Origin of the sequence: Dysgonomonas sp. GY75 (assembly GCF_015234155.1) — a bacterium.
GTDB classification, from domain to species: domain Bacteria; phylum Bacteroidota; class Bacteroidia; order Bacteroidales; family Dysgonomonadaceae; genus Dysgonomonas; species Dysgonomonas gadei.
Window position 1 is genome coordinate 1 of record NZ_JADCLQ010000065.1, and the last position, 25578, is coordinate 25578.

General features: G+C 38.8%; 21 protein-coding genes and 1 tRNA gene. 10 read left to right on the forward strand and 12 right to left on the reverse strand.

From position 1 onward, the window contains the following. Window positions 1-201: DUF4372 domain-containing protein (locus tag IR083_RS24935; RefSeq protein WP_317174748.1), on the reverse strand; the 201-nt coding region annotated here is incomplete at its 3' end. A gap of 651 nt (window positions 202-852) precedes the next feature. Here IR083_RS24935 and IR083_RS24435 point away from each other — a divergent pair. Together IR083_RS24435 and IR083_RS23170 are read left to right on the forward strand one after the other, a co-directional pair. After that, window positions 853-2043: a DUF6973 domain-containing protein gene (locus tag IR083_RS24435; RefSeq protein WP_199343266.1), complete on the forward strand. Its 1191-nt coding sequence runs from the start codon at window positions 853-855 to the stop codon at window positions 2041-2043. 6 nt (window positions 2044-2049) lie between these two features. Beyond that, window positions 2050-2460 carry a hypothetical protein gene (locus tag IR083_RS23170; RefSeq protein WP_194226096.1) on the forward strand — a complete coding sequence of 137 codons (411 nt, stop codon included), beginning with the start codon at window positions 2050-2052 and terminating at the stop codon, window positions 2458-2460. A 183-nt stretch (window positions 2461-2643) separates the two neighbouring features. On the opposite strand, the gene IR083_RS23175 is transcribed toward IR083_RS23170, so the two are convergent. Further along, on the reverse strand, window positions 2644-4806 hold the full coding sequence (locus tag IR083_RS23175; protein WP_194226097.1) for a helix-turn-helix domain-containing protein: 2163 nt from the start codon (window positions 4804-4806) through the stop codon (window positions 2644-2646). 216 nt (window positions 4807-5022) lie between these two features. Here IR083_RS23175 and IR083_RS23180 point away from each other — a divergent pair, with 216 nt between their 5' ends. Further along, on the forward strand, window positions 5023-6084 hold the full coding sequence (locus tag IR083_RS23180) for a DUF6340 family protein (RefSeq protein WP_194226098.1): 1062 nt from the start codon (window positions 5023-5025) through the stop codon (window positions 6082-6084). Between the two features lie 4 nt (window positions 6085-6088). Here the strand turns inward: IR083_RS23180 and argS are convergent, their stop codons facing one another. Further along, a complete protein-coding gene (argS, locus tag IR083_RS23185) occupies window positions 6089-7885 on the reverse strand; it encodes an arginine--tRNA ligase (protein WP_194226099.1) in 1797 nt (598 codons plus the stop codon). 801 nt (window positions 7886-8686) lie between these two features. Beyond that, complete coding sequence (locus IR083_RS23190; protein ID WP_006801109.1) at window positions 8687-8953, reverse strand: HU family DNA-binding protein; 267 nt, start codon at window positions 8951-8953, stop codon at window positions 8687-8689. Window positions 8954-9176: 223 nt separating this feature from the next. Between IR083_RS23190 and IR083_RS23195 the strand changes: the two genes are divergently transcribed. The 3 genes from IR083_RS23195 to IR083_RS23205 are packed head-to-tail and all read left to right on the forward strand — an operon-like array spanning window position 9177 to window position 11932. Then, on the forward strand, window positions 9177-9932 hold the full coding sequence (locus IR083_RS23195; protein ID WP_006801108.1) for a rhomboid family intramembrane serine protease: 756 nt from the start codon (window positions 9177-9179) through the stop codon (window positions 9930-9932). Further along, a complete protein-coding gene (locus IR083_RS23200; protein WP_194226100.1) occupies window positions 9913-10800 on the forward strand; it encodes a rhomboid family intramembrane serine protease in 888 nt (295 codons plus the stop codon). Before IR083_RS23195 ends, IR083_RS23200 begins: the two co-directional genes overlap by 20 nt. Then, entirely contained in the window at window positions 10784-11932 is a 1149-nt protein-coding gene (locus IR083_RS23205) for an endonuclease/exonuclease/phosphatase family protein (RefSeq protein ID WP_006801106.1), read from the forward strand. The genes IR083_RS23200 and IR083_RS23205 overlap by 17 nt, the downstream gene beginning before the upstream one ends. 20 nt (window positions 11933-11952) lie before the next feature. On the opposite strand, the gene rlmD is transcribed toward IR083_RS23205, so the two are convergent. From rlmD to IR083_RS23235, 6 genes are all read right to left on the reverse strand, one after another. Further along, window positions 11953-13368 carry a 23S rRNA (uracil(1939)-C(5))-methyltransferase RlmD gene (gene rlmD / locus IR083_RS23210; RefSeq protein WP_194226101.1) on the reverse strand — a complete coding sequence of 472 codons (1416 nt, stop codon included), beginning with the start codon at window positions 13366-13368 and terminating at the stop codon, window positions 11953-11955. Between the two features lie 438 nt (window positions 13369-13806). Beyond that, window positions 13807-15003 (reverse strand): hypothetical protein, encoded by a 1197-nt coding sequence (locus tag IR083_RS23215; protein WP_194226102.1) that lies wholly within the window; start codon window positions 15001-15003, stop codon window positions 13807-13809. After that, window positions 15004-17613, reverse strand: coding sequence for a DUF2339 domain-containing protein (locus IR083_RS23220; protein ID WP_194226103.1), 2610 nt, complete (start codon window positions 17611-17613; stop codon window positions 15004-15006). A gap of 134 nt (window positions 17614-17747) precedes the next feature. Next, a complete protein-coding gene (gene lgt, locus IR083_RS23225; protein WP_194226104.1) occupies window positions 17748-18578 on the reverse strand; it encodes a prolipoprotein diacylglyceryl transferase in 831 nt (276 codons plus the stop codon). Between the two features lie 5 nt (window positions 18579-18583). Then, window positions 18584-19180 carry a hypothetical protein gene (locus IR083_RS23230; RefSeq protein WP_006801101.1) on the reverse strand — a complete coding sequence of 199 codons (597 nt, stop codon included), beginning with the start codon at window positions 19178-19180 and terminating at the stop codon, window positions 18584-18586. Between the two features lie 12 nt (window positions 19181-19192). After that, on the reverse strand, window positions 19193-19684 hold the full coding sequence (locus IR083_RS23235; protein WP_194226105.1) for an RNA polymerase sigma factor: 492 nt from the start codon (window positions 19682-19684) through the stop codon (window positions 19193-19195). Window positions 19685-20389: 705 nt separating this feature from the next. Here IR083_RS23235 and IR083_RS23240 point away from each other — a divergent pair. Further along, complete coding sequence (locus tag IR083_RS23240; RefSeq protein WP_006801098.1) at window positions 20390-20785, forward strand: helix-turn-helix domain-containing protein; 396 nt, start codon at window positions 20390-20392, stop codon at window positions 20783-20785. A gap of 149 nt (window positions 20786-20934) precedes the next feature. Here the strand turns inward: IR083_RS23240 and IR083_RS23245 are convergent. Together IR083_RS23245 and IR083_RS23250 are read right to left on the reverse strand one after the other, a co-directional pair. Then, window positions 20935-21021, reverse strand: a tRNA-Ser gene (locus IR083_RS23245). A gap of 81 nt (window positions 21022-21102) precedes the next feature. Next, on the reverse strand, window positions 21103-22110 hold the full coding sequence (locus tag IR083_RS23250; RefSeq protein ID WP_194226106.1) for an aspartate-semialdehyde dehydrogenase: 1008 nt from the start codon (window positions 22108-22110) through the stop codon (window positions 21103-21105). Between the two features lie 230 nt (window positions 22111-22340). Between IR083_RS23250 and IR083_RS23255 the strand changes: the two genes are divergently transcribed. The 3 genes from IR083_RS23255 to IR083_RS23265 are packed head-to-tail and all read left to right on the forward strand — an operon-like array spanning window position 22341 to window position 25577. Then, window positions 22341-23468, forward strand: coding sequence for an acyltransferase family protein (locus tag IR083_RS23255; RefSeq protein WP_194226107.1), 1128 nt, complete (start codon window positions 22341-22343; stop codon window positions 23466-23468). Between the two features lie 37 nt (window positions 23469-23505). Next, window positions 23506-24534, forward strand: a complete 1029-nt coding sequence (locus tag IR083_RS23260; RefSeq protein WP_194226108.1) for a sensor histidine kinase — start codon at window positions 23506-23508, stop codon at window positions 24532-24534. A 23-nt stretch (window positions 24535-24557) separates the two neighbouring features. Further along, a complete protein-coding gene (locus IR083_RS23265; protein WP_006801074.1) occupies window positions 24558-25577 on the forward strand; it encodes a sensor histidine kinase in 1020 nt (339 codons plus the stop codon). Window position 25578 lies beyond the last annotated feature (1 nt).

The following is a 25578-nucleotide window of genomic DNA, read 5'->3' on the forward strand; positions in this document are numbered from 1 at the left end:
ATTCCAACAAGTAAATGATTTTACATATTTATTGCCTTCGTATTTATCGACTAAACAATCAAAAGCTCTCTTGGGCAGAAATCTACATAATTGAGTAAAAACGTAATGTCCATTGTGCATCCCTACTATCATTTTGTTACTTCTAACAAAAATAGAGATTTGAAATGTACACGTAAAAAAAACGAATATTATTAATTGCATATCAAATAATTACATCGCTTGTTAATGTTTTTTAGTGGACACTAGTGTATGCAATACGCCCCTACAGGAGGTTGAAAACAGCTTTATGAATTTTGATGCGTTTGCCCTATTAGCTGATAGCTGTTAGCCGATAGCTTACGCACAAAACCTGACAAACCTGACGACTTTTCACTCAATTTTTATTGTCACTTATTCTTCTAAAAACTCCGTGGACTCCTTTTTGGCTCCTCCGTTGGTTCTCCGTGGTTAAAAATTTCTCGCAAAGACTCTAAGACGGAAAAAGGTAACAGTTCCCCAAAAAGTAACAAAGGTTACACTTTTTCAACTTATTACTTAAAACTTACTACTTATTTCAATATTTCAAAGAGCTATCAGCTAACAGCTAAAGGCTACCGGCTCTTACTCTATAGATAAAACTTCCCAGCTTTTATAAACTTTATAGATAGTTTTTTAGTTCTGCAAGTCCGTACCAACATTTATCCATCTGATAATTAACCAAATACACTTTCTGAATAAACAGATATACAAGAATCATTATGTGAAATGCAGGTTTAAAATTTGCCATTGGAAGTAGAAAATATTTATTCGAATTTAGATTATATTACATTTTTTTTTACATTAGCTATATATTAACCACTAAAAACACAATTTATGAAAATCTCTTATGGTCTTATTTTATTATGCATAGTCCTCTTTTTCTCCTGTTCCAATAATGATAATTTTATAGAGCCTACAACAACCAGACCTTCAGATTATAGCGCAAAATATTTTCCAATAGTTAAGAATACTCTTAATTATTACAAAAGTAAGCTAACAAACAACAAAGCACTGAATGATAGAAACATTCAATCACACAGCATAAAATGGGGACTAACTTCGATCTTACAAAAAGAAGATGGTCATCTAATACTCTTTGTCCCAATTTTTAGTGATTTAAGCCGGAAAGTACACTATTCTTTATCTATAAAGATTAATAGAGAGAAAGAAATAGAAGAGATATATTTTATGGAGAGTAATCCTAACGAATTATACTATTTAAAGAATCGTTATAAATTATATTATGAATCTTTTTCCGGCATAGTTAACATATATGATTTAGATAATAAGCTATTAAAATCTCAAAATTATAATAATGGAAATATACTTCTAACGAAAGGTGTTAATGATGATAATTTATTGAATGAAGTTATTATATATGGAAAAGGGCCTGAATTCGTGACTAATTGGGAGCTTTGGGTTCACTATATACCAATTGACCCCACTGACTTTATATGCCCGATGTGCGGTTCATCAAGAAGTGAAATTGGTTTTGATAATTACAATATGTATTGTAAGGTATGCGGATATGGACTAAGCGGAGGTGGTGGTAGTGGTGGTCTAAGCGGCAATATGTATAATGGATGGGATGTAAGTTCAGCATATGGACCACTTGGAGACCAATATCCTTGGAGTGATTTAACATCAGATGAAAAGAGGTTTGTTATTGATTATCCTCATATCGCAAAAGTTTTTTATGATAATGCAGAAAAAGCTGCGCTCGCAGTATTATCTATGCCAGGACAGCATAATGGAGAAGCGGATGCAGTTCGGCATGCATATTGGAACGCCTTAAATGCAAGAGATCATGGTGATTTAGCAAAAAGATATGGAGATGCACATGAAAGTAACCCAGCGCAGCCGAATAATGAAAGAGCAATGGATTTGCATAATAATGCTATTGGGTATATAATCGGTTTGCAGGGAAGAGGGGATGCAATAACCCCAAGTTGGACTGATCAGCAGATATGGAATGAAGTTATTAAAGCAAAATCAGATGGTAAATTACAACTTGGACTAAAATAAATAGGTATGAGAACAATTATAATCGGAATTATGATCGGAATTTCTTTTATTTCGTGCAACAACAAGGTAAAGGAAATTGATCTAAAGCTAGAAAAGTTAACTCCAGGAACTACTTTTAAGTTAGACACTATAAATATAAACGATTGGGACTACTTGTATATAGTAAGACCCTATGAAACGATAGATTCTGGAAAATACAATATGCCTGAATCAGTCTTGAATAAAATAAACAATACAGCTAGATATGACGATGGTTCCTGCACTTTACTTTTTATTAAAAATAATCAATTGATAAACTATTCCATTGTTCAAAGAAATATTATTGATTTTATATTATTAGAGCCAGATACTAAATATACTTTTCCTTTCAGCCAGGAATACAAGCTAGATATTAAAAGGGTTGTAACGATTCCTTAATTTTCCTAATATATTAAGGAAATATCTAGTATTTCTTTTTCCTGCTGCCACACGATACAATCGTGTGGCAGCAGGAAAAAGAAACGAACAATGGGATACCCTCTTTGTTGCAATGGAATATATCCATGTAAAAAATCCGCTTATAAAAGCCCTTTCATAGCTATTCTCTTAACACACTGGAAATTATCCCTCTGTATACCTAATATAATTCATCACCGCCTTAATATCGAGATAAGAGCACTCTTTGGGCAATCTCTCCTTTATCTCGGTCAAAGGAGTCTGAGGCGCAATCTCTCTCAATACCGGAAGCATATATTCCATCCTGCTTTCATCGACCAAACGGCTAACGGCTAGCTCTCCTGTAAGGACAAAACCCGCCAGATGACCTTCGATAGTCGTCACAGCCAGATTACGTTCCTTGGAAATCTCTTTCACCGACTTTCCGTCATTGAAGAGGGATAAGGTAAGACGTTGCGAATCACCTTTCTGTGGCCGCTCCTTTTTCTCCGGTTTTGTTTCAGTAATTTCTTCCTTAGGCGACGCTATCTTATTAAAAGACAATCCTTCAGTAAGATTGATGTCACCATAGCGGACAAACTCCAGGCGTTCAAGCAAACGAAGTAACGCTGCATGTATCTCTTTTGCTTTCTTCAGATATTGCTTTACTTTCGATGCGTTTTTAAGACTGTTCAGATGCTCTTCCACAGGCAGTATTATATATTGCTGTACATCTTTATGAAAATACAGGATTCCTTTCTGCACACGCTCCCGCAGATGGTCAATATCAGGATCTGGAGTTGATAATATACGGTTCAGTTCCCTCGTGAAATTCAGGGCTATCTCCTGTTGCTCCACAGCCCTGCTGCACAACCGGGCAATCATCGCCTGCGTTTCTTCCTGTTTCGGTATTTTCTTTTCCGTGGCAAGGTCGTACAAAGAATGCAGGCTGCGTATAAATGGTGTCCAGTCAAAGTATTTCTTTACCTGTTCGGCACAATAGCGGGGCTTTTCCTGAATCAATATCTGACGGAGATATTCCGGGCTTTGCTCTTTATCAGCAAACTCCAAGGCAAAACGGTCGGTGCTTATGCTCTGCGCAGAGATACGCGAAAACAAAACAATCCCCTCCAGAGAGGTGCAACGGCTAAGCGCCACATATACCTGGCCTGCGGCAAAAGCCTGTCCCGCATCTATCACCACCCGGTCGAAGGTAAGCCCCTGGCTTTTGTGGATGGTGATTGCCCATGCAAGGCGTATCGGGTACTGGGTGAATGAACCCAGCTCCTCCTCTTCTATTTCCCCTGATTCCTCATTCAGCTTGTAACGGACATTACGCCATGTTTCGCTTTCGAGTTCCATTTCATCTCCGTTTTCGAAGCGCACCTGTATCTTATCTTCTGTCAAGAGGCAGATCGTAGCCAGTTTTCCGTTATAATACCTGCGTTTCTCTCCTGCGTCATTTTTCACAAACATAACCTGCGCTCCTTCTTTGAGCGTCAGATTGGCTTCTGTCGGGAGGGAATTTTCGGAGAAATCCCCTTTTACTTCACCGTTGAATTTATATTCTTTACCGGCTAACCGTGATAACTCTTCACTATTGATACGGTCGGCTTTATAATTGTGTGTGCAAAGAACAATATAGCGGTTTTCTTCGGGCAGTTTGAATGCGGGATTATACCGCTGGTTGAGCACCTGTAAATCCTGAGATGTGGCGCAATTGTTACGGATACGGTTGAGTATATCGATAAATTGCTGGTCCTGCTGCCTGTATATCGTTTTCAGTTCTATATAAAGAGGCGTGTAATCGGCCAGTACCTGCGCATGGAAAAAGAAAGGGGACGGATAATGATGTTTCAGCAACTCCCATTCCGAAGTTTGCACGACAGGCGGCAACTGGAACATATCCCCGATAAAAAGTATCTGTACCCCGCCAAAGGCCTGCTGGCTGTTCCTGTAGCGGCGCAACATATAATCGATAGCATCGAGCATATCGGCGCGCAACATACTCACCTCGTCTATAATCAGCAGATCGAGTTCACGCAGCATTTCTATTTTAGACTTGCGCAGCTTGAAATGATAGTCCAGTTTCTTCTTTCCTTCAAAGTTGGGAATAAAAGGTTCGAACGGTAATTGAAGCAGGGAATGCAATGTCACTCCTCCGGCATTGATGGCGGCAACACCCGTAGGGGCAGCCACAACGACATTCTTATCTACATTTTGCCGTATATAATGAAGGAATGTAGTTTTACCTGTTCCGGCTTTTCCTGTAAGGAATACACTTTGTGAAGTGTTGCTCACAATATCGGCAGCCAGCCTGAAAACTTCGTTTGCGGAAAGTTCATTCATTTATTTTTATAATTAAGGTCATATACCCATTTATTGCTTTCGTATCTGAAACAGCAATAGTTAGTTATGACTAAATAAAGTAGCACTAAATATTTTCTTTTACTTATATTACAAATATAATGCTTATTTTGTACATTTAGGGTCGCAGAGCCATTTGTTATTTTCCGGCATTTATGCCCTGTCGCGATGAAATTGAAAATAAAGAGTTAGCATCAAATGAAACGTATTATGAAGCAGGTATTATCCTCCATTATATTCATATATATATTGAGTTCGTGTACCACAACCAATATTATATCGATAGATATACGGCAACCCGCATTCATATCTTTCCCTCCGGAAGTTACGAATGTAGTTATTGTAGACAACAGCCCGACATTAGACAATGATGAAGAAACCGCCCCCTCCAATAATGGTCCGTCGATTTTATCAATGGATAGTGCCCGCACCATATTTATGAATTCGCTGACTAAATTTATGAATGAGGAAAAATACTTTAACAAAGTAGAATTATACCCTTATAAAACATACAATGGATCGAATAATGATATAACACTGCTGCCGGCAAGAAAAGTCCAAACTATTTGTCAAGAGAAAGATGCCGATGCATTGTTGTCTCTCAATCTATTTGCGATTTCCGCCCAACTGGAAACAGAAAACACAGCATATTTCAGTAATTACAGTATTCTCGGTACAAAGTTGGGAGTTATAATGAGAGCGTACGCCAAAGATGGTTCCCAATATGGCGCCCCGATCGGGCTTGTAGATAGTCTTTTCAGGCAGGAAGCGACTGATTGGAGCAGGATAAAGAACAATGTAGACGAAATCAACAGCCTTGTTACCGAAATGTCGGTAGTGGGTGCGGATAAAATAACCAGCAACTTTATACCTTCGTGGAAGACAAGCCAGCGCTGGTATTATTCGGATAACTCTTCGGAGATGAAACAGGCTGCAAAATATGTGGAACAGGGAAAGTGGCTCGAAGCTGCTGATATCTGGGGAAGTCTCTATGAAGAAAGTAAACCCACAAAAAAAATACGACTGGCATCTAATATAGCTTTAGCAAATGAATGCCTCGATGATGTAGAAAATGCCGTGAAATGGATAAACTCTGCTTTTGAGATGCTACCGGAGAAGAGCCGCTCGGAACTGGCCATCCAGGTAGCCCTTTATAAAGCAGAACTGGAAACGAGGTTAAAAAATATTCCCAAGCTGAATGAACAACTTGGGATAGAGGAAGAGCCTCTCGAAGGAGATTCTGATCCTATTTCGGAATAGAGTATTACATCCGGTCGGGAACTTCAATACCTAACAGGGACATACCGCTTTTTACAATTTTACCGACTTCCTGCGAAAGTACCAGACGGAAATCTCTTAATGCAGCATTTTCCTCTTTCAGTATTGTATAATCATGATAGAACTGATTATATTCTTTCACTAATTCATATATATAATTAGCGATTAATGCAGGATTATATTCATCTCCTGCCTGTTTTACAACAGCAGCGTATTCGGCCGCGAGTTGTATAAGACTTTCTTCTTTTGGTGTGAGTACAATATCGGTAGGTAAAGATAGCGGAATAGATAATCCCTGGTCACCGGCCTTACGGATCACCGATTGGATACGCGCATAAGTATATTGTATAAACGGCCCTGTATTTCCGTTAAAATCAATAGATTCTTTCGGGTTGAAAGTCATATTCTTTTTAGGATCTACCTTCAGGATAAAATATTTCAATGCTCCCATTCCTACGATACGTGCAATATTGTTTGCCTCGTCTTCTGTAGCACCATCCAGCTTACCCAACTCTTCGGAAGTTACTTTGGCTGTAGATATCATTTCTTCGACAAGGTCGTCGGCATCCACAACCGTGCCTTCACGCGATTTCATCTTACCTTCGGGAAGTTCCACCATACCATACGAGAAATGGACAAGTCCCTTACCAAATTCGTAGCCCAGCTTATCCAAAACGATGGATAGTACCTGAAAGTGATAATTCTGCTCGTTGCCGACCACATAGATCATTTCACTCAGGTCTTTATGAGCTTTGAATCGTTGTTGTGCAGTACCTATATCCTGTGTCATATAAACGGAAGTGCCATCGCTACGCAGAAGCAATTTATGATCCAGCCCGTCGGCAGTAAGATCAGCCCATACCGAACCATCTTCTTTCTGGTAGAAAACACCTCTTTTCAATCCATCCAAAACCGTTTCTTTCCCATCCAGATAAGTTTCCGATTCGTAATATATTTCATTAAAGTCTACTCCCAGTTTCTTATATGTTTCATCAAAACCAGCATATACCCATGAATTCATCATTTTCCATAAGTAAACCGTATCGGTGTCTCCGGCTTCCCACTTGCGAAGCATTTCGCGGGCTTCGCCCATCAGCTTGGACTGGGCTTCCGCTTCTTCTTTCGGCAAGCCACCTTCTTGCAATTCTGCCAGCTCGGCTTTATAATGTCTGTCGAACAATACATAATAGTCACCGACCAAATGATCTCCTTTCTTACCGCTCGATTCGGGGGTCTCTCCATTTCCCCATTTCTGCCAGGCCAACATAGATTTGCAGATATGAATACCACGGTCGTTTACTATATTGGTTTTTAGTACTCTTTTACCATTTGCTTTTAACACTTCGGATAAAGCAAAGCCAAGCAGATTGTTGCGCACATGACCCAAGTGCAATGGTTTATTGGTATTTGGTGAAGAATATTCTACCATAACCAACGGGGCGTCTGCTTTAACCTCTTGAATCCCGTAATTCGCAACAGAACGTACAGAATTAAGCTCCTGTAACCAACAAGCTCCTGATATAGTCAGGTTCAGAAAGCCCTTAATCACATTAAAGCTTTCTACTTCAGAAGTATTTGCAACAAGCCACTCCCCTATTTCCTGCGCGGTTTGCTCAGGTCCTTTCTTTGACATTTTCACAAAAGGGAAAACGACAAGGGTAAGATGACCTTCAAATTCTTTTTTCGTCTTTTGTAATGAGGCCTGCCCGGACGATATCGTCTGTCCGTATAGGGTTTCAATTCCCTTTATTACGTTTTCCTGCAACCTGGCTTCAATCTTCATTATATTAATTATTTATTATTTTCATTATTAAGTTTGCAAAATTATAAAAAACTATCTATAAAGCTTATAAAAGCAGAGAAGTTTTATCTATAGAGTAAGAGCCGGTAGCCTTTAGCTGTTAGCTGATAGCTCTTTGAAATATTGAAATAAGTAGTAAGTTTTAAGTAATAAGTTGAAAAAGTGTAACCTTTGTTACTTTTTGGGGAACTGTTACCTTTTTGCGTCTTAGAGTCTTTGCGAGAAATTTTTAACCACGGAGAACCAACGGTCGGCGGAGCCAAAAAGGAGTAGCATGGAGTTTTTAGAAGAAAAAGTGACAATAAAAATTGTGTGAAAAGTCGTCAGGTTTGTCCGGTTTTGTACATAAGCTATCGGCTAACAGCTATTAGCTAAATATGTGTTACCTTTGTTACCTTTTTTGAGTGGACAGTGGATAATGGACAGTTGACAATTGAAAGTGAATGATTACAAGTGAGATACAAGTAGACAAGATACGAGTTGTTAACTGATGACTGCTAACTGTTCACTGATTTTCCGTTACCTTTGTTACCTTTTAACAGTTATGGGTTAGCAAACATTTATTTTGTTTCACGCAAAGACGTAAAGTTTTTACACCTTATGGGTTGTTGACTGATGACTGTTAACTGCTAACTGAAAGAAGTGTTACTTTTACATACGCTTCGCTCCTGTGACCGATGGTTGTTACTTTTTCTTATTCCATAAAGCAGTGATGGATATAAAGAAAAAGCAGAGAAAGAAATCCTTCTCTGCTCTTTATCTTTTAGAAATGTAATAGTTAAATTACAATGCAGCTAAATCAGCACCAGCTTTAAATTTAACAGTTTTCTTAGCAGGGATGTTGATAACCGCTTTAGTTCTTGGGTTAATGCCTTTTCTAGCAGCTTTTTGAGTTACAGAGAATGTTCCGAAACCAACTAGGGCAACTTTTCCACCTGCTTTAACTTCTCCTGTTACTGATTCGATAAAAGCTTCCAGAGCTTTTTTAGAATCTACTTTGCTCAAGCCTGATTTTTCAGCAATAGCATTGATAAGTTCTGTCTTGTTCATAATAAATTTTGTAATGATTAATTAAACATTATATAACTGAAATTACGTTTTACTCTATTTCTGTTTCTAGCTCTCAAATATAAGTGTTTTATTTAATAATCATAAAAAAAAAACGGAAAAACTCATGCTAAATTGCAAAATATCTAAATGTACATACCATTTTAGAATGAAAAAGAAAAAATATAAGTACTTTTGGGCTTGAAAAAACAATTTTTAAGGAAAAATGATGAATCAGAATAGTGCAGGCTTTATGAGTTCCATTCCGGTTGTAACACGGAATTTGCTTATCATAAATGTATTAGCGTATTTTGCGACTGTGATGCTGAAAGATATAGTGAACCTGAATAATTATTTGTCGCTTCATTACATCACCTCATCCCTCTTTATGCCTCACCAAATCATAACATATATGTTTATGCACGGTGGCATTAGCCATTTGTTCTTCAATATGTTTGCCGTATTTATGTTCGGACGTGTATTGGAAACAGTATGGGGGCCTAAGAAATTCTTTGTGTATTATATAATTACAGGAATAGGAGCTGCAGCACTGCAAATATTAGTTACTTATCTCAGGATCAAAGGAATTGAAGAAAGTTTATCTCCCGATATAGTATCGCAAGTACAGGCCGGAGCTACGAGTGTTATGGCAAATGTAAGTGATCACGAGGCAATACAGAATTTATTTGCACTTATCAATACTCCAATGCTGGGTGCATCAGGCGCTGTTTTTGGAATACTGGTTGCATTTGGGATGTTATTCCCTAATGCGGAACTTATGCTCCTCTTCCCACCGATACCAATCAAAGCAAAGTGGTTTGTTATCGGATATGGTGTTATTGAGCTTTCATTAGGCGTAGTGGATAGAGTCGGAGATAATGTGGCGCACTTTGCCCATCTTGGAGGGCTTATAACAGGTCTTATCATATTGCTTTATTGGCGTAAAAAAGGATTTACTACAAATGGGAATATTTTCGGATAATATAAAACCTATACTTAAGCGAAAAGATGTATTGATACGGCTGATCGTCATCAATGTATGTGTTTTCCTTATATTGATAGCAGTTAACATTACCAAGCTCTTCAATATAGATATCACTGATTTCGTTATCAGTTATATAGCCATACCGGCACAGTTGGAGTTATTGAAGACGCATTTCTGGACGCCATTAACATATATGTTTGTACATGAGAACTTTTTTCATATATTGTTCAATATGTTAATGCTGTATTGGTTCGGACAGATATTTCTTTCATATTTCAACGCTAAAAGTCTTGGTAGTCTGTATATACTCGGGGGATTGGCTGGAGCAGCCCTTTTTGTGCTGACATTCAACATAATCCCAATGTTTGTACTAATGAATGGCGCCCCGATGATCGGAGCATCAGCTTCGGTAATGGCAATTATATTTGCGGTTGCATTTTACCGGCCTAATACCGAAATAGGACTGCTTTTTCTGGGACGGATAAAAATCATCTATATAGCTCTGGTTATCTTCGTCCTTGATTTTATCGGACTTACCAGCACCAGTAATCCCGGTGGCCATATAGCCCACATTGGCGGTGCTTTAATGGGATATATATATGCGAAGCAATATCTGAGAGGAAAAGATATTACCCGTTGGATAAACAAAATAATGGATTCTATCGTTAATTTAACGAAACCTAAGTCGAAGAGAAATCCCAAGATGAAGGTTAAATTCAAAAATCAGGCGGACTATGAATATAATCAGCGGAAATATAACGAATCGGAAGAAATAGACCGTATTCTGGACAAGCTCAAGGCTTCAGGCTATAATAGCCTTAGTTCAGCCGAAAAAAAACGATTATTCGATGCCAGTAACAAGTAAGCTCTTAGGAAAGAAGATAGGCAAAGTCATCAAGTATAGTATCTTTGCTACCAATATTATAGCAATTATATTATTGCTGCTATCATTACTGGCATGGTCGGTAGTCCCCTCTAAGGTGACCTTAATCGCTTACTTAGGGTTAATATTCCCTATCCTGCTATTTATCAATATCGCTTATCTCATTCTTTGGACTGTCTTCTTCCGTTGGAAGTATGCTTTAATACAGTTGGTTGTGATTCTTGCCTGCTGGCAGCCTATATCGACTTGCTTCCCTGTGCATATGGAGACCAAAGAAAAAGATATACCCGCAAACAAGATAAAGGTACTCACTTATAATGTAAGGGGGTTCAACTGGCTGACAGGAGAAAAGGCTCAGAATAACCCTATCTTCGAATATGTAACTCAGTGTAATGCCGACATTGTTTGCTTTCAGGAGTTCGCCGTAGCAGCTAAGAAGGGTAAAGGTAGTATCATTTCATTACAGGAGTTGAATGAGATAATGAAAGATTATCCGTACCGCTCTATTATTGAACTGGGGAAACCAAGGAAGACTAAACGATCCTATATCTATGGTATCGCCTGCTATTCGAAATTCCCGATTACGGAATCAATAAAGATACCGATTCAAAGTTCTTACAACGGATCGGTTATACACAAACTGGAAATAGACCGCCGCACCGTCACTCTCGTTGTGAACCATCTGGAATCGAACAGGCTAACTACGGAAGACAAAAAGCTCTATAAAGACTTCCTCAAAACAAGAGACAGGGAATCTTTTGACGAAATGGCCAATACTCTCCAGGACAGACTGGGTGCAGCATATCAAATACGCGAATCACAAGTAAACCTTATCAGAAGTTTTATGGATAAGCAAGATGCTAAAGCAACGATCGTCTGCGGAGACTTTAACGATACTCCTATCTCCTACGCTTATCACACGATGAAGGGCGATCTGGTCGATTCATATGCCAATTCGGGGTTTGGACAAGGGATTACCTACCATGAAAACTATTTCTGGGTGAGGATAGACTTTATATTACATTCGCGAGCTTTTGAATCCTATAATTGTACAGTAGATAAGGTCAAGTATTCCGATCACTACCCAGTGTGGACATATCTTGCCTTTAAATAATGCTTCAGGCGCTGGTCGTATTATCGTTTTTCTAACAGGACCACGTTCTCTACATGATGTGTATGAGGAAACATATCTACCGGCTGAACTTTCGTAACTTTATATTTCTCATCCAATAAAGACAGATCCCGTGCCTGAGTCGCAGGATTACAGCTTACATACACAATCCGTTGAGGCTCGGCAAAGAGTATAGACTTGATAACATCGTCATGCATACCCGCGCGTGGAGGGTCTGTGATAATTACATCCGGACGGCCATGCTCATTAATGAAGTCCTGAGTAAGTATATCCTTCATATCCCCGGCATAGAATAGCGTATTATCGATTTTGTTATTCATAGAATTGAACCGGGCATCTTCAATGGCATCTTCCACATATTCTATTCCGACTACCTTTTTTGACTGGCGCGCCACAAAGTTAGCAATCGTGCCTGTTCCCGTGTATAAGTCATACACAAGTTCATCTCCATTCAGCCGGGCAAAGCCACGGGCCACTTTATATAAATTATATGCCTGCTCACTGTTTGTCTGGTAAAATGACTTCGGTCCAATCTTGAATTTAAGGCCCTCCATCTCTTCGTAAATAAAGTCATTTCCTTTCCATGTCAGCACTTCCTGATCAGTAATCGTGTCGTTTGCCTTTTGGTTGACAATATACAACAGGGCTGTAATCTGAGGAAACTTATCTGCAATAGCTTTCAGTAAATCTTCCTGCTGTTGTTTTTCATCATCGTAGAATACTACGATAACCATCAATTCGCCGGTAGTAGAGGTACGGATAATCAGGTTGCGCATCAGCCCGCCCCTATTCCGCAAATCGAAAAAGGTATATCCTTTTTCATGGCAATACTGGCGGATAAAGTTCCGTATCTGGTTCGAAACATCATCTTGCAACCAGCATTTATTGATATCCAATACTTTGTCAAACATCCCCGGAATATGAAAGCCCAGCCCGTCCATATTCATATCGGCAAAGTTTTCTCCCGAACGTAATTGCTCCAAAGTCAGCCACTTTTTATTTGAGAAAGTATATTCCAGCTTGTTCCGGTAAAACTCTGTCTTTTGCGAACCTAATATCGGTTGAATTTCAGGCAAATCTACTTTTCCTATACGGGTAAGGTTGTCAGTTACCTGCTTCTGCTTGAATTTCAACTGTTCCGCATATGGCAGTATCTGCCATTTACATCCTCCACAGATACCGAAATGTTCACAAAACGCCTCTGCACGGTCAGGAGAATATGTAACAAACCTGACAGGTTTACCCTCTGCATACTTATTTTTTTTCCGGGTAATCTGCAAATCGATTACATCGCCCGGTACTACATAAGGTATAAACACAACCATATCATCTACTTTGGCTATGGCTTTGCCTTCAGCAGCTATATCCACAATCTGCACATTCTCTATCAGAGGAAGTTCTTTTTTCTTTCGGCTCATTGACGTTTCTTTAGTTTCGGAAATGGATGCAAAGATAGGGAAATAGTTAGGAATTATAAATAATGAGTGGTAAGTAATAAATGTAAAAAGTAACAAAGGTAACACATTTTTAGCTATTAGCTGATAGCCGATAGCTTATGTACAAAACCTGACAAACCTGACGACTTTTCACACAATTTTTATTGTCACTTTTTCTTCTAAAAACTCCATGCTACTCCTTTTTGGCTCCGACTGTTGGTTCTCCGTGGTTAAAAATAAAAGGTAACAACCAACGGTCACAGGAGCGAAGCGTATGTAAAGGTTACAGTCTTTTCACTTATTTGCTAATATGCTAATTCGCAAAGTTGCCAATCACTACTTTAAAGAGCTCTAAACTATCAGTCAAATGCTAACAGTTCTTTCTATAGATAAAGTAATTCTGATTATATCCCTCCCCGGCTACTTCTTTTTCATTTCCCTGATCATCTTTACACAGATGAACAGGAGAAATAAGCCTATAATAACAATTACTCCCCAGAGAAATACAGGTTTTTCTATCCATGAAAGCTCCCTGACCTGCTCAGTATTTTTAACAACTATACTTTGCAGATTATTGGTCTTGATGACAGGAAGGTCAGCCGGAATATCGTTCTGAAAGTATTCAATATCATATTTAGGGGGCGTCTTATCCTTTGACCCTACCCTAACAATATAACTTTGTCCTTCTTCCAGGTATGCACATACATAGCGGTTAAGACCATAAGCCTTCACGAAATCTACTTTGAGAGGTGGATTATTGTGATTCTCTATTGCAATAGAAGTATTACCGCTAAACAAGAAACTGTTTATAAAGAAGGTATTATTTCCTTTTGAGGAGAGGTCAAATGTAACACGGCTGTGAGATATGGAGTCCGACATTACAGCATGGCGAAAGAAATAAGCCTTGTTGTTTATACCTACCTCCAACTTACTTATACGATATGTATCCTGAGAATCCGGGAAAGTTATATATGTTTTTTTGTCGGAGATGCTATCCTTTTGCAAAAAGTGTCCCAACTGCAATTCTGTAAATTGAGCGTATATACTGGAGTTTTTTATCTTTCCCACTTTAAGTACTTCCAGCGGACTGTTCTGGTTGTTTTCAAGTGTTATCTCATAATACCTGTAATTTCCTTTCGGAAAGTCCAGAATCAGCACCTCGTCTGCATCGCCGAAGCCCGACACACTCGTCTTTTGCCTGACAATATACCATTGCTTCAAATCGTTACTTCCGCGTAAAGATGCATACTTACTCACATCTGCTTTGCGGACAATAATGTAGAAACGGTTTATATCTTCTTTTTCCTGATTGTCTATTGTAACAATATTCAGGCTGTCTTTTACCTGATTTTGCTTCAGATTATAATTCTCGAACCGGCTTATCTCCCATATGGGATTTACAGAACGCAGGAAATAGGGAACTTCGTTGTTTTTACTATCCAGTATTTTCAGGTCTGACAAATCGCTATCCAAAGACTTCGCTATTATTCCTTGTCCGAGTTGGATGTTGTAATATCCACTAACCTCTACAGGCTGAATCTCCTCCATCCAGACTGACTGGGCAAAGACTCCCGGAGATAATAATAAAGACAGGATTATAAATAAATATAGTTTCATTTACTCTTCTTTTTTAGACTGTTCGTTGATAATATCTTCTACCGGGCTATCGTCCTTAACCAATGTTTTTATCTTCTGCTGGAGGAATGATACCAGCAACAGGATAACTCCCAGCATGATGAACGAAACAATACGTCCGGCCTGCGACATATGCCACACATCGTATGCATAGAACTTAATGATAATCACCCCAAAGAAAATCAATGATATTTTCCGCAACAATACTTCCTTACGATTCAGCCCCCAGATCATAAGTATCATAGCAATGACACCCCACAGGATAGGATACCCGAATGTATGCACATCATATAATAAACTATCATAGTTGTCAATATTCCCCAACAGCAGGATCACAATATTATCCACCTCTATACTTAGTATAGCAACCGACATGACAACCAGACACCAGCATAGGGGGGCAAACCAATCTTCCGATATCTTTTTTACATTTCTCGCTAACAGATATGTGATATATACGATAGCCGGCAAAGAAATCAGATGAATCAGAAAATGATTGGTACTATATGCGTTAAGGACAAATATATCGAATCGTAAATCTATAGCCAGATAGGTATATACAAACGAGTAAAGAAGAATAGAGAAAAACAGTAAGACGAAAATATGCGCCTTTGCAACCAGTTGTTTTCTATAGACAAGCCCCAAAACGGCAACATACACAGTCGTATAAGTAGCTAAAGCCAGATAACGGAAACTGGATACTATATCGGTGTCTGTAAAACGTTCCAATTGATAGTTCAACTCGAGAAAAGGGACAAAGAATGTGAGGACAATTACAATAAAGTCAAAAGCCTTGGCAACAGCACTGATCGAAATAGTCTCAAATCCGCCTATCTCTATATCCGAATCTGCATCCTCCCTTCTCAACAGCAACATATTGATCACAAAACTGGCAATTACAACCACTCCCGTAATAAATATCCTATTGACAAAGAAAGGCAAAGCATCATCATACCTGTAATTATAATTGATATCCATCGCATACGAAATAAGCACCAGTACAGCTATAACAATAAAGCCCAACCGGAATACCTTTATGTGCGACATTTGCCACAACCATAATAGTAAAACAGCTTCAGCTGCCCAGAACATCGTAATCACATGCCCATGCATCTGCATTGGTATGGCAAGGCTGACAAAGGTCATCACTACGGCTATAATCAGATAAATAAGATTACGGTCGACCTTGCTCTTACGGAACAGTGTCAGCATTACTATGGCATTAACTGCGGCAATGGCAATAGTTACAAGTCCCCTGACATCATATTCATAACGGTCGAATATATACAGGCATGCAAGGAACGCAGACAGGTTATTGGTCAGTATCAAAAATGCCTGATAGGCCGTGATCTTATCTTTCGATTTGAAATGGTCGAAAAGGGCCAGTACATAGAATTGGATAAAGAACAGAACCGTGAACACAGTAGCCCACACAAACTGATCCTTGAAATCACTTAACGTCCATGCCCAGAAAAATGAAAGAGTGAGCACGTAACTGATAATACCTATTATCCGCCACTTCTTCACAAAGGATACGGCCAGCATACCCGTATTCAGGATAAGTATATATGAAAACAGAACGATATAATTTCCTGTCCCCGTACTCACCATCAATGGTGACGCAAATCCACCCAACAGGGAGAATATGGCGAGTTCCTTCCTGTCGTAGTACAAGGAAAGAATAACAGAAAATATAGTAATGGCAATCAGCAAGCCAAAGGCGACAGACTGGCTGAATAGTTCATACTCCCTGAATGCGAGTGTAATCGTTATATAAAATACAGAGATACCTCCACCCACCAATATGGACGAGAATACATGGTATTTCGATTTTAGCTTATGAGCGATGCCGATAAGTATACCACCTGTGAGAATACCGATCCCCACACGGCCCACTTCATTTATCCATTCCTTGTCGATAGCGTATTTCACAAAGAAGCCTATACCCAATACCAGCGTAACTATACCGACCTTACTCAGCCAGTTTTCGCCAAGTAATCTTTCTATAAAGTTTTTATCCGGATCATCATCGTCCTCGTCATCATTCTGCTGAACAGGAGCCGTGCGATATCTCGGTAGTATTTCCTCAATTATGGGTTCCGATCTCTTGCTACGGTTAAATGCGGCAAAAGGTGGAGGTGTTTCTTCTGACTCTTTCTGTTCCGGCTCCGGAGACATCTCCTGTCCGGATTCTTCATTTATTAAATTTCCGGCCTGAGTCATTACCGGGATATCCTCTGTCACAGGGGCTTTTACTTCTTCTTCAATTTCTTTATGAATATCTTCAATGACCGGTTCTTCTTTTGCCACAAGCTCATTTTCCAATTTAGTATCCGACAAGGGTGAAACCACACCCGGTGTAAAGCCCGTTTTAACTTTAAGATCATCCATCGCATTCAGTATATCTTTTGCATCATCTCTCGAAGCAGTATGATTATGAAGATCCGTCATGCGTTTATTGAGGTTATTCATATCAGTGTTCAAATAGTCAATGTTCTTATTTATAGTGCCTATTTTAGCCAGTATGATAATCGGGACTATGAATATACCGACAATAAGTATAATCAAAAGAAATATAAGGAATCCTTCCATAAAGCGTATGTTGTGTTATCAATAATTTCATAAAAATACGGGTTAAATCGAACAATCGGTTCTTTTTACATAAAATTATGAAAAATGGTTTATAAAAACATTGGGATAAATCGAAAAGAAAAAGCCATCTTTAGTCAGGATATTCCCTTGTGTTTTTTATGTTTCAATATTATAATCACAATGCCGCCAATAAAGAAAGGAATACTCAGATATTGTCCCATATCGAAAAGCATTCCGCTCTCAAAGTCTTCCTGCGCCTCTTTATAAAACTCCACAAAAAAACGGAAAGAGAAAATAAGGATTAAAGCTAAACCAAATAAAAATCCGGCTTGAAAGTTCTCCTGCTTTCGGGTATACAAGTAATACAGGACAATAAAAATAGCCAAATATGCTATTGCTTCATATAATTGTGCCGGATGGCGGGAAAGATTATCCACCCTGCTGAAAACGACACCCCATGGCATATTAGTCGGATATCCTACAATCTCGGAGTTAAAGAAATTGCCCAGACGTATGAACATTCCGGCCAATGGAGCTACCAATGCCAGCTGGTCGAGGATGCCCCATACCCGAACTTTATAACGATACGAATATATTCCGATTGCTATAACGATACCGATTGCCCCTCCGTGGCTGGCTAGTCCGGCATAACCAGTAAATATAAAATCGCCATATTCATCTTTCCCGAAAGGCAACAGCATCTCCAATGGGTGGGTCAGGAAATAAACAGGGTCATAGAACAGGCAATGCCCCAGGCGGGCTCCGATGAGCGTACCGAAAAAGATGTAGATAAGCAGGCTCACCAATTTTTCGTGTGGGATATTCTCTTTCTCGTATATTACTTTCAACACACAAAAACCGCTGGCGAAAGCTAATATCCAGCATAAACTGTAATATCTGAACTGGATAGGCCCGGCTTTGAACAAAACGGGATCGATGTCCCATATAATATTTAATATATTCATAGTTGTTATTCGTTATCCTCCTCCAGTTCTTTCAGTTCTTCAAGGCTTTTGAGTATCGAGCCTATATTCTTATCATAAATTTTCTTATATTGCCAATATGCTATAACGGCGACTATTAAGAAAACAGCGATAATAGCCACCCATCTCCACATCTCTACATTTTTTGTAAAATACGGAGACAATATAAATAGAGCCATCAGAGGTATGATAGAGAAAGATATTATCTTTTCCCATTTTATCTGAATATTGAACCGCTGCATCAGCCTGATATTGGCTCTTACTGACTTGGAAAAATCTATTTTCAGCAAAATATATACTTTCCTTAGCTGAAAAAAGATACCCACAACAGCATATCCTATTATAAAATACATAAAGATTATCTGTATCGGATAGAAGTTCTCGTGTGCAAGCATAAATATAAGAAAGGGGATACCCAGTATAGTAAGCACTATTCCCAGAAACTCAAAGTTGACAAGCCTGCTCAGAGCTTTGTTGGATTTGGCTTGTAGCATTTCCTTCAGGATATTCTCTTTCAGCAATTCCTGTTTCCTGAGCCGTTCATCCAGGGATAGCCATGTATTTTTTAATTCGTTCAGTTCCATAATTCTTGATGCTTAAAGATTCGACAACCGTTTCAGCTTCTCTTTAGTCCGTTTCAACTTTGTGCCTACATTACTCACTGTCAACCCCGTAATATCTGCTATTTCCTGATACGACTTCTCTTCGAGATAAAGCAAGACAATGGCGCGCTCGATGGTATTCAACTGATGAATTAACCTGTACATCTCCTTAATTTGTTCACTTATATTCTCCGGCGCAGTAAGAGAATCTTCCAGTACAGAGACTGGCGTACCTTTTGGCCTGCGCATATCTTTCCGTATACCCGAGATACAGGTATTCAAAGCAATGCGATATATCCACGTAGAGACTGTACTTTCATTTCTGAAACGGGGATAGGCCGTCCAGAGATTACAAACGACCTCCTGATACAGATCGGTCATCGGAAATTCATCGGATATATAAAAAGAGCAAACCTTATAGATAATCCGCTCATTATTATGAACCATTTCTATAAATGCTTTTTCCAAATCAATATTAATATCCATCAATCAATTTGCTTTTTATATGTTAGTCGGCAAGTAAAGAAGAAAATGACAAATTACAGCATTTTTCACTATTTTCATTGAATAGGATTATAAAACGGCAACTTATCAGACAGTGAGAACCCGTTAATTTTCAAAGAAATTCGCAAGTTGAGAGTTGCAGTTGATGTAAATTATCCTATATAAGCAAAAAAAGATGCCCCCGACTAGTGTTTCGGGAGCATCAGGGAAAGGCAACAGCCATAACTTACTTATTGACATCTGTTTTAAGTTTGTGTACAGTCGAAAAGTAATGTTTAATTATAATCATATCATTCTATTTCTTTACCAAATAACTCTATATCGCTTGGGACATTATACAGAGAGTAAATTATGTATAGCCAGCAAAGGGTATAAACTGCAAAAATTATGAGATATGGCATTCTATAGTCTGAGATAAATCTGTAAAGTGCATGCCATTGTATTTATCGGTTACGGTATGGCAAGGCTTAGGAATGTTTAATAAATAGATTTGAATAGTTGTGAGTTTGTTGGCTGTCTCTCCCATATGTAGATATTAAAAGATATAAGGCAAAGCTCTTACTTTAATACTGTGTATTATATCCATACAGGAAGTAAATAATCTGATTTTGTGAGTAAAAAACTTATTGATTATGTTTATTTTTGTACTTTTGAGAATTATACAATTTAACATTCACAGTATAAAATATGGAAACAACTTTCGAAACAAAGAAAAGCGATTACGGATATAATGCTAAACGCCTGAGAGAAATACTGGGCGTAAAACAAGAGGAATTAGCCGAGCGCATAGGCGTATCTCAACAAACTGTTTCCAGATTTGAATCGACTCCACAACTGGATGATGAAACTTTAGATAAAATTGCTGCTGCTCTTAATATTTCTGTTGATGCCATAAAAAACTTCAGTGAGGATGCTGCTATCAATTTTGTTGCAAACACATTCCACGACAGTACAGTTGCCAATACTTATCATCAATGCTCATTTAATCCGCTTGACAAAGTAATAGAGTTGTATGAACGAATGCTCAAGACAGAGCAGGAAAAAGTACAACTATTACAGGAAGTATTGAAAGACAAAAAATAAAACTAAGAATAATATATTAAGATACCCTTTGATTTTTCAGAGGGTATTTTTGTTTATATATAATACAACGAAAAACTCCCAATATTCATCTTTTATAAGAGTAATATCGGGAGTAAACTTTACAAATCACTGATATTCAGAATTCGTTGCGGAAGCGGGGGGATTCGAACCCCCGGTACAGTTACCCGTACGTCAGTTTAGCAAACTGGTGGTTTCAGCCACTCACCCACACTTCCTGAAATCGCAAAAAGCATCATTTTGCTCAATTGCGATGCAAATATAATTGTTTGTTTTGATTATACAAACAAGTTTCCTATTTAAATAGCTTTTTCTTTTATCAAATACTCGGCTATCTGTACAGCATTCAGCGCAGCACCTTTCTTTATCTGATCGGCCACCACCCAGAATGTCAGCCCGTTCGGATTGGCGATATCTTCACGGATTCTGCCTACATACACAGGGTCTTTACCTGCAACAAACAAAGGCATCGGATATTCTTTTTCCGAAGGATTGTCCTGCACTATCACACCTTCCGCTTTGGAGAATGCTTCGCGGGCTTCGTTCGGTGATACAGGTCTTTCTGTCTCTACCCAGATAACTTCCGAATGAGAACGTAAAACCGGTACACGGATACATGTTGCACTCACTTCAATATCAGAATGCATTATCTTACGTGTCTCGTTATACATCTTCAATTCCTCTTTGGTATAACCGTTATCGGTAAATACATCTATCTGCGGAATCAGGTTATATGCCAGTTGATAGGCAAATTTCTCAACAGTGACGTCCGTATTGTATGCTATTTGTTTAAATTGGTTGATAAGTTCATCCATAGCAGCAGCTCCTGCTCCCGATGCAGCCTGATAAGTTGATACATAAGCACGCTTTATATGAGAGATTTTCTCTATCACATTCATCGCCACCACCATTTGTATTGTAGAGCAATTAGGATTAGCGATAATTCCCTTAGGACGCACCTTTGCATCTTCTCCGTTTACTTCAGGCACTACGAGCGGCACGTCTTTATCCATACGGAATGCGCTCGAATTATCTATCATTATCGCCCCGTGCTTGGTTATAGTAGAAGCAAACTCAACAGAGACGCTTCCTCCTGCCGAAACAAAAGCAATATCTATATCTTTGAAATCGTCATTATGCTCCAGTTGTTTGACTGTATACTGTTTATCGCGAAAGGTATAAGTAGTTCCCGCACTTCTGGCAGAACCAAACAATACTAATTCCTCAATAGGAAAGTTACGCTCATCAAGAACTCTAAGAAATTCCTGACCTACAGCACCACTTGTGCCAACAATAGCAATTCTCATTTTTTTATCAGATGAATTATTTATAATAAATAAGGGTACAAAGATAAGTAATTAGTTATTATGTCATATTTTTTCTGTACATAGTTTTTATTTGCAGAGCCTTAAATGAATATTATAGCATATTTTCCATTTCATCAAGAAAAGCCTGCCATTGGTCATATTAATTTGCTCGCATTTGCGCATAGTACTAGTTTTGGATCAAGAATTTAAACTAATAAAACTTCATGGTTATGCGCAGATACGACATCGACAGTCTCAGGGTAATCGCTTTCGGACTACTTATTTTTTACCATGTAGGGATGTTCTTCGTTCCCTGGTGGTTCCATATCAAAAACCCGGTTACCTATGAAGGGTTGACTTATCCGATGCTATTTCTCAACCAATGGCGGCTTCCCCTGCTTTTTGTCATTTCGGGAATGGGTACATATTATGCCCTGACCAGAAGAAGCGGATTCCAATTTACCAAAGAGCGTATAAAAAGGCTGTTTGTTCCTCTGATCGTAGGTATGGTATTCATCATCCCTCCTCAGGTCTATTTCGAGAGACTGGATAAAGGACAATTTGCCGGAAGTTATTTCTTCGATTACTGGCCCCGGGTTGCATTAAGTGGGGTATATCCCGAAGGAAATATTTCGTGGCATCATCTCTGGTTTATCCTTTACCTGTTCATATTCTCGATCGTACTGGTTCCCGTATTCCTATATCTGCAAAAACATCCGGAAACATGGATAATCCGGAAAATCAAATCCATAAGCCTAAAATATACGGGACTCTATATTTTCACAGTACCTCTTTTTTTATGGCAGATATTACTGGCACCCTATTATCCGCAAACAAACGGACTGATAAACGACTGGTATAATCTGATAAATTACAGTACTCTCTTTTTTTTCGGATATTTACTTATATCTCTGAAGGATGCATTCTGGACATCAGTCACTCAGAACAGGCAGAAATATCTGGTAAGTGGTATTATGTCATTCCCGTTACTTATGTGCCTGTGGTACGTTATAGGTGATTTTGCCGGAAAAGAATATATTACCGCTCTGGTGCGGGTATTCAACAGTTGGTCATGGATTCTTACTTTGTTTGCTTATTCAGCTATATACTTCAACAAACCAAGCAAAATATTATCATATGCCAATGAGGCTGTATATCCGTTCTTTATCCTGCATCAAACCGTCATGATGGGTTTATGCTATTATCTGAAAGATATAGAGATGGGCTTCTTCGCTAAATTCTCTATCTTGTCAATCGGCACATTCGGTATCTCATGGATTATCTACGAATTCGGGATAAGACGCTATCCGTTGATAAGACCCTTATTTGGCATGAAACCTAAAGCGAAAAATCCATAACTTTGTATTATATTGCACAATCTATATAGTGTAGAAGATGAATACAATTTTACGCCGGATTTTTCCTTTCTTATACGGCATAGTCATGTTTGCTGCTGTAAGGATAATTACCGACATTCCTAAGGATGAAAGTCTATGGGGAGACCAGCGTAGTACACATATCTTTTCGCAACTCTCTTCCATAATATCCTGTTACCTGTTCGATCTTATCTGCCGCTTTTATTTCAAGAAGAAAAAGAAACCGGCACAGGACAGCCGGTCAATTCTCAAAGAATATGGTATTGTTTGCCTATGCATGTTTATATTTCTCAATTTGCATATGTATATCTGGTCGCATCTGGGGTTTGTATTTCTGGGAAACGGACTGGCAGACTATGCCATAGCAAACGTGATTTATATACCCCTCTTCCTTATTTACTATGCTATAATAAGAAGTGATGTAACCTACAAATATCAACGGGAACAGGAGTCACAACTGGAAAAGGTGAAAACAATGCAACTGGAAACCGAACTGAAATTCCTGAAAGCACAGTACCATCCCCACTTTCTGTTCAACGCACTGAATACTGTATATTTTCAGGTTCACGACGAAAATAACACGGCAAAACAAACCATAGAGCTTCTATCCGACTTGTTGCGATATCAATTATACGACAAGAACCAAGAAGTGGATATAAGCCACGAAATCGAATATCTTGATTCATATATCAGGTTTCAGCGACTGCGAATGAGCGACAGGCTGGTGTTGAAATACTATTTCGATCCGTTGTTAAGCACTCAGAAGATACACCCCTTACTCTTTCAGCCACTTTTGGAAAATGCATTCAAACATGTCGGGGGAGAATACCGGATATCTATCGATTTACTGCTATCCGACAATAAAGTATCGCTTACTGTGAAAAACTCCGTAGCTTCTGTCACAGTACCAAACAATAGACAGAGAGAAGGGATCGGCATAGAAAACCTTAAAAGAAGGCTTGAAATACTGTACCCTGGCAAATTTAGTCTGGATATAACAAATATGGATAACATCTTTTCGGTTACGCTGGTTATTATTCCGGACTAACTCTGACAAAATATTAAAAAGCAATGAACTCTATACTCCGCTGGATATCGCCCTTTTTACTGGCACTTGTTACCACAACAGGTATCCGCCTGATTTCGGACATCTCTACATCCAGCCCGTTCTGGAACAGAGCCGCGGCAATCAATCTAAAGGATTTTATCATCTCAATTACAGGTTGCTACCTCCTCGATTTTGGTCTCAGGTACCATATCAGACGTAAGAACAACGATATACAAAAAGGCCGTCAATCGTTCTTAGATTACCTCTGGATTGGCCTGTTGATTTTCATCGGTACGAATATTTCTTTAGTTGTAGCACACTATTTTATCGAATACCCCAATTATCTTGTCGACTTTATTATTGCCTATGTCGTGGTTATTCCAATCGGGTTATTCTACTATGCTATGATCCGGAATACTCAGATCCACAAAAGTTATAATGAGCAGGCTCTGCAACTGGAAAAGCTCAGGAATAAACAGCTTGAAGCCGAACTCGATTTTCTGAAGGCCCAATACCATCCTCATTTCCTGTTCAATGCACTAAACACAGTCTATTTCCAAATAGATGAAGAACAGGAAGCCGCAAAAAAAACGACGGAATTACTATCCGACCTGCTCCGTTACCAGCTCTACGGTATCAAACATGAAGTAACCATGCAGCAAGAGATAGAATATCTGGAAACATATATCAAATTCCAGCAGCTACGCACAAATGAGCGTTTGGTTATAAAGACCGATTTCGACCCTCAACTGAATACACAGAAGATTCAGCCCCTGCTTTTCCAGCCATTAATAGAAAATGCGTTCAAGTATATAGGCGGAGAATATTATCTGAATATCAGCATCAGATCCGAAGTAAATCAAATCATATTCCGGATAGAAAACTCAATACCTCAACCTATACCCGACAGCAGAAAAGACAAAGGCATAGGTATCAATAACCTGCAAAGAAGGCTCGAACTCTTATACCCTGATAAACATAGCCTCACAACAGAACAGAAAGACACCTCTTTCTTTGCCGAATTAATAATTGAAACCAACTGAC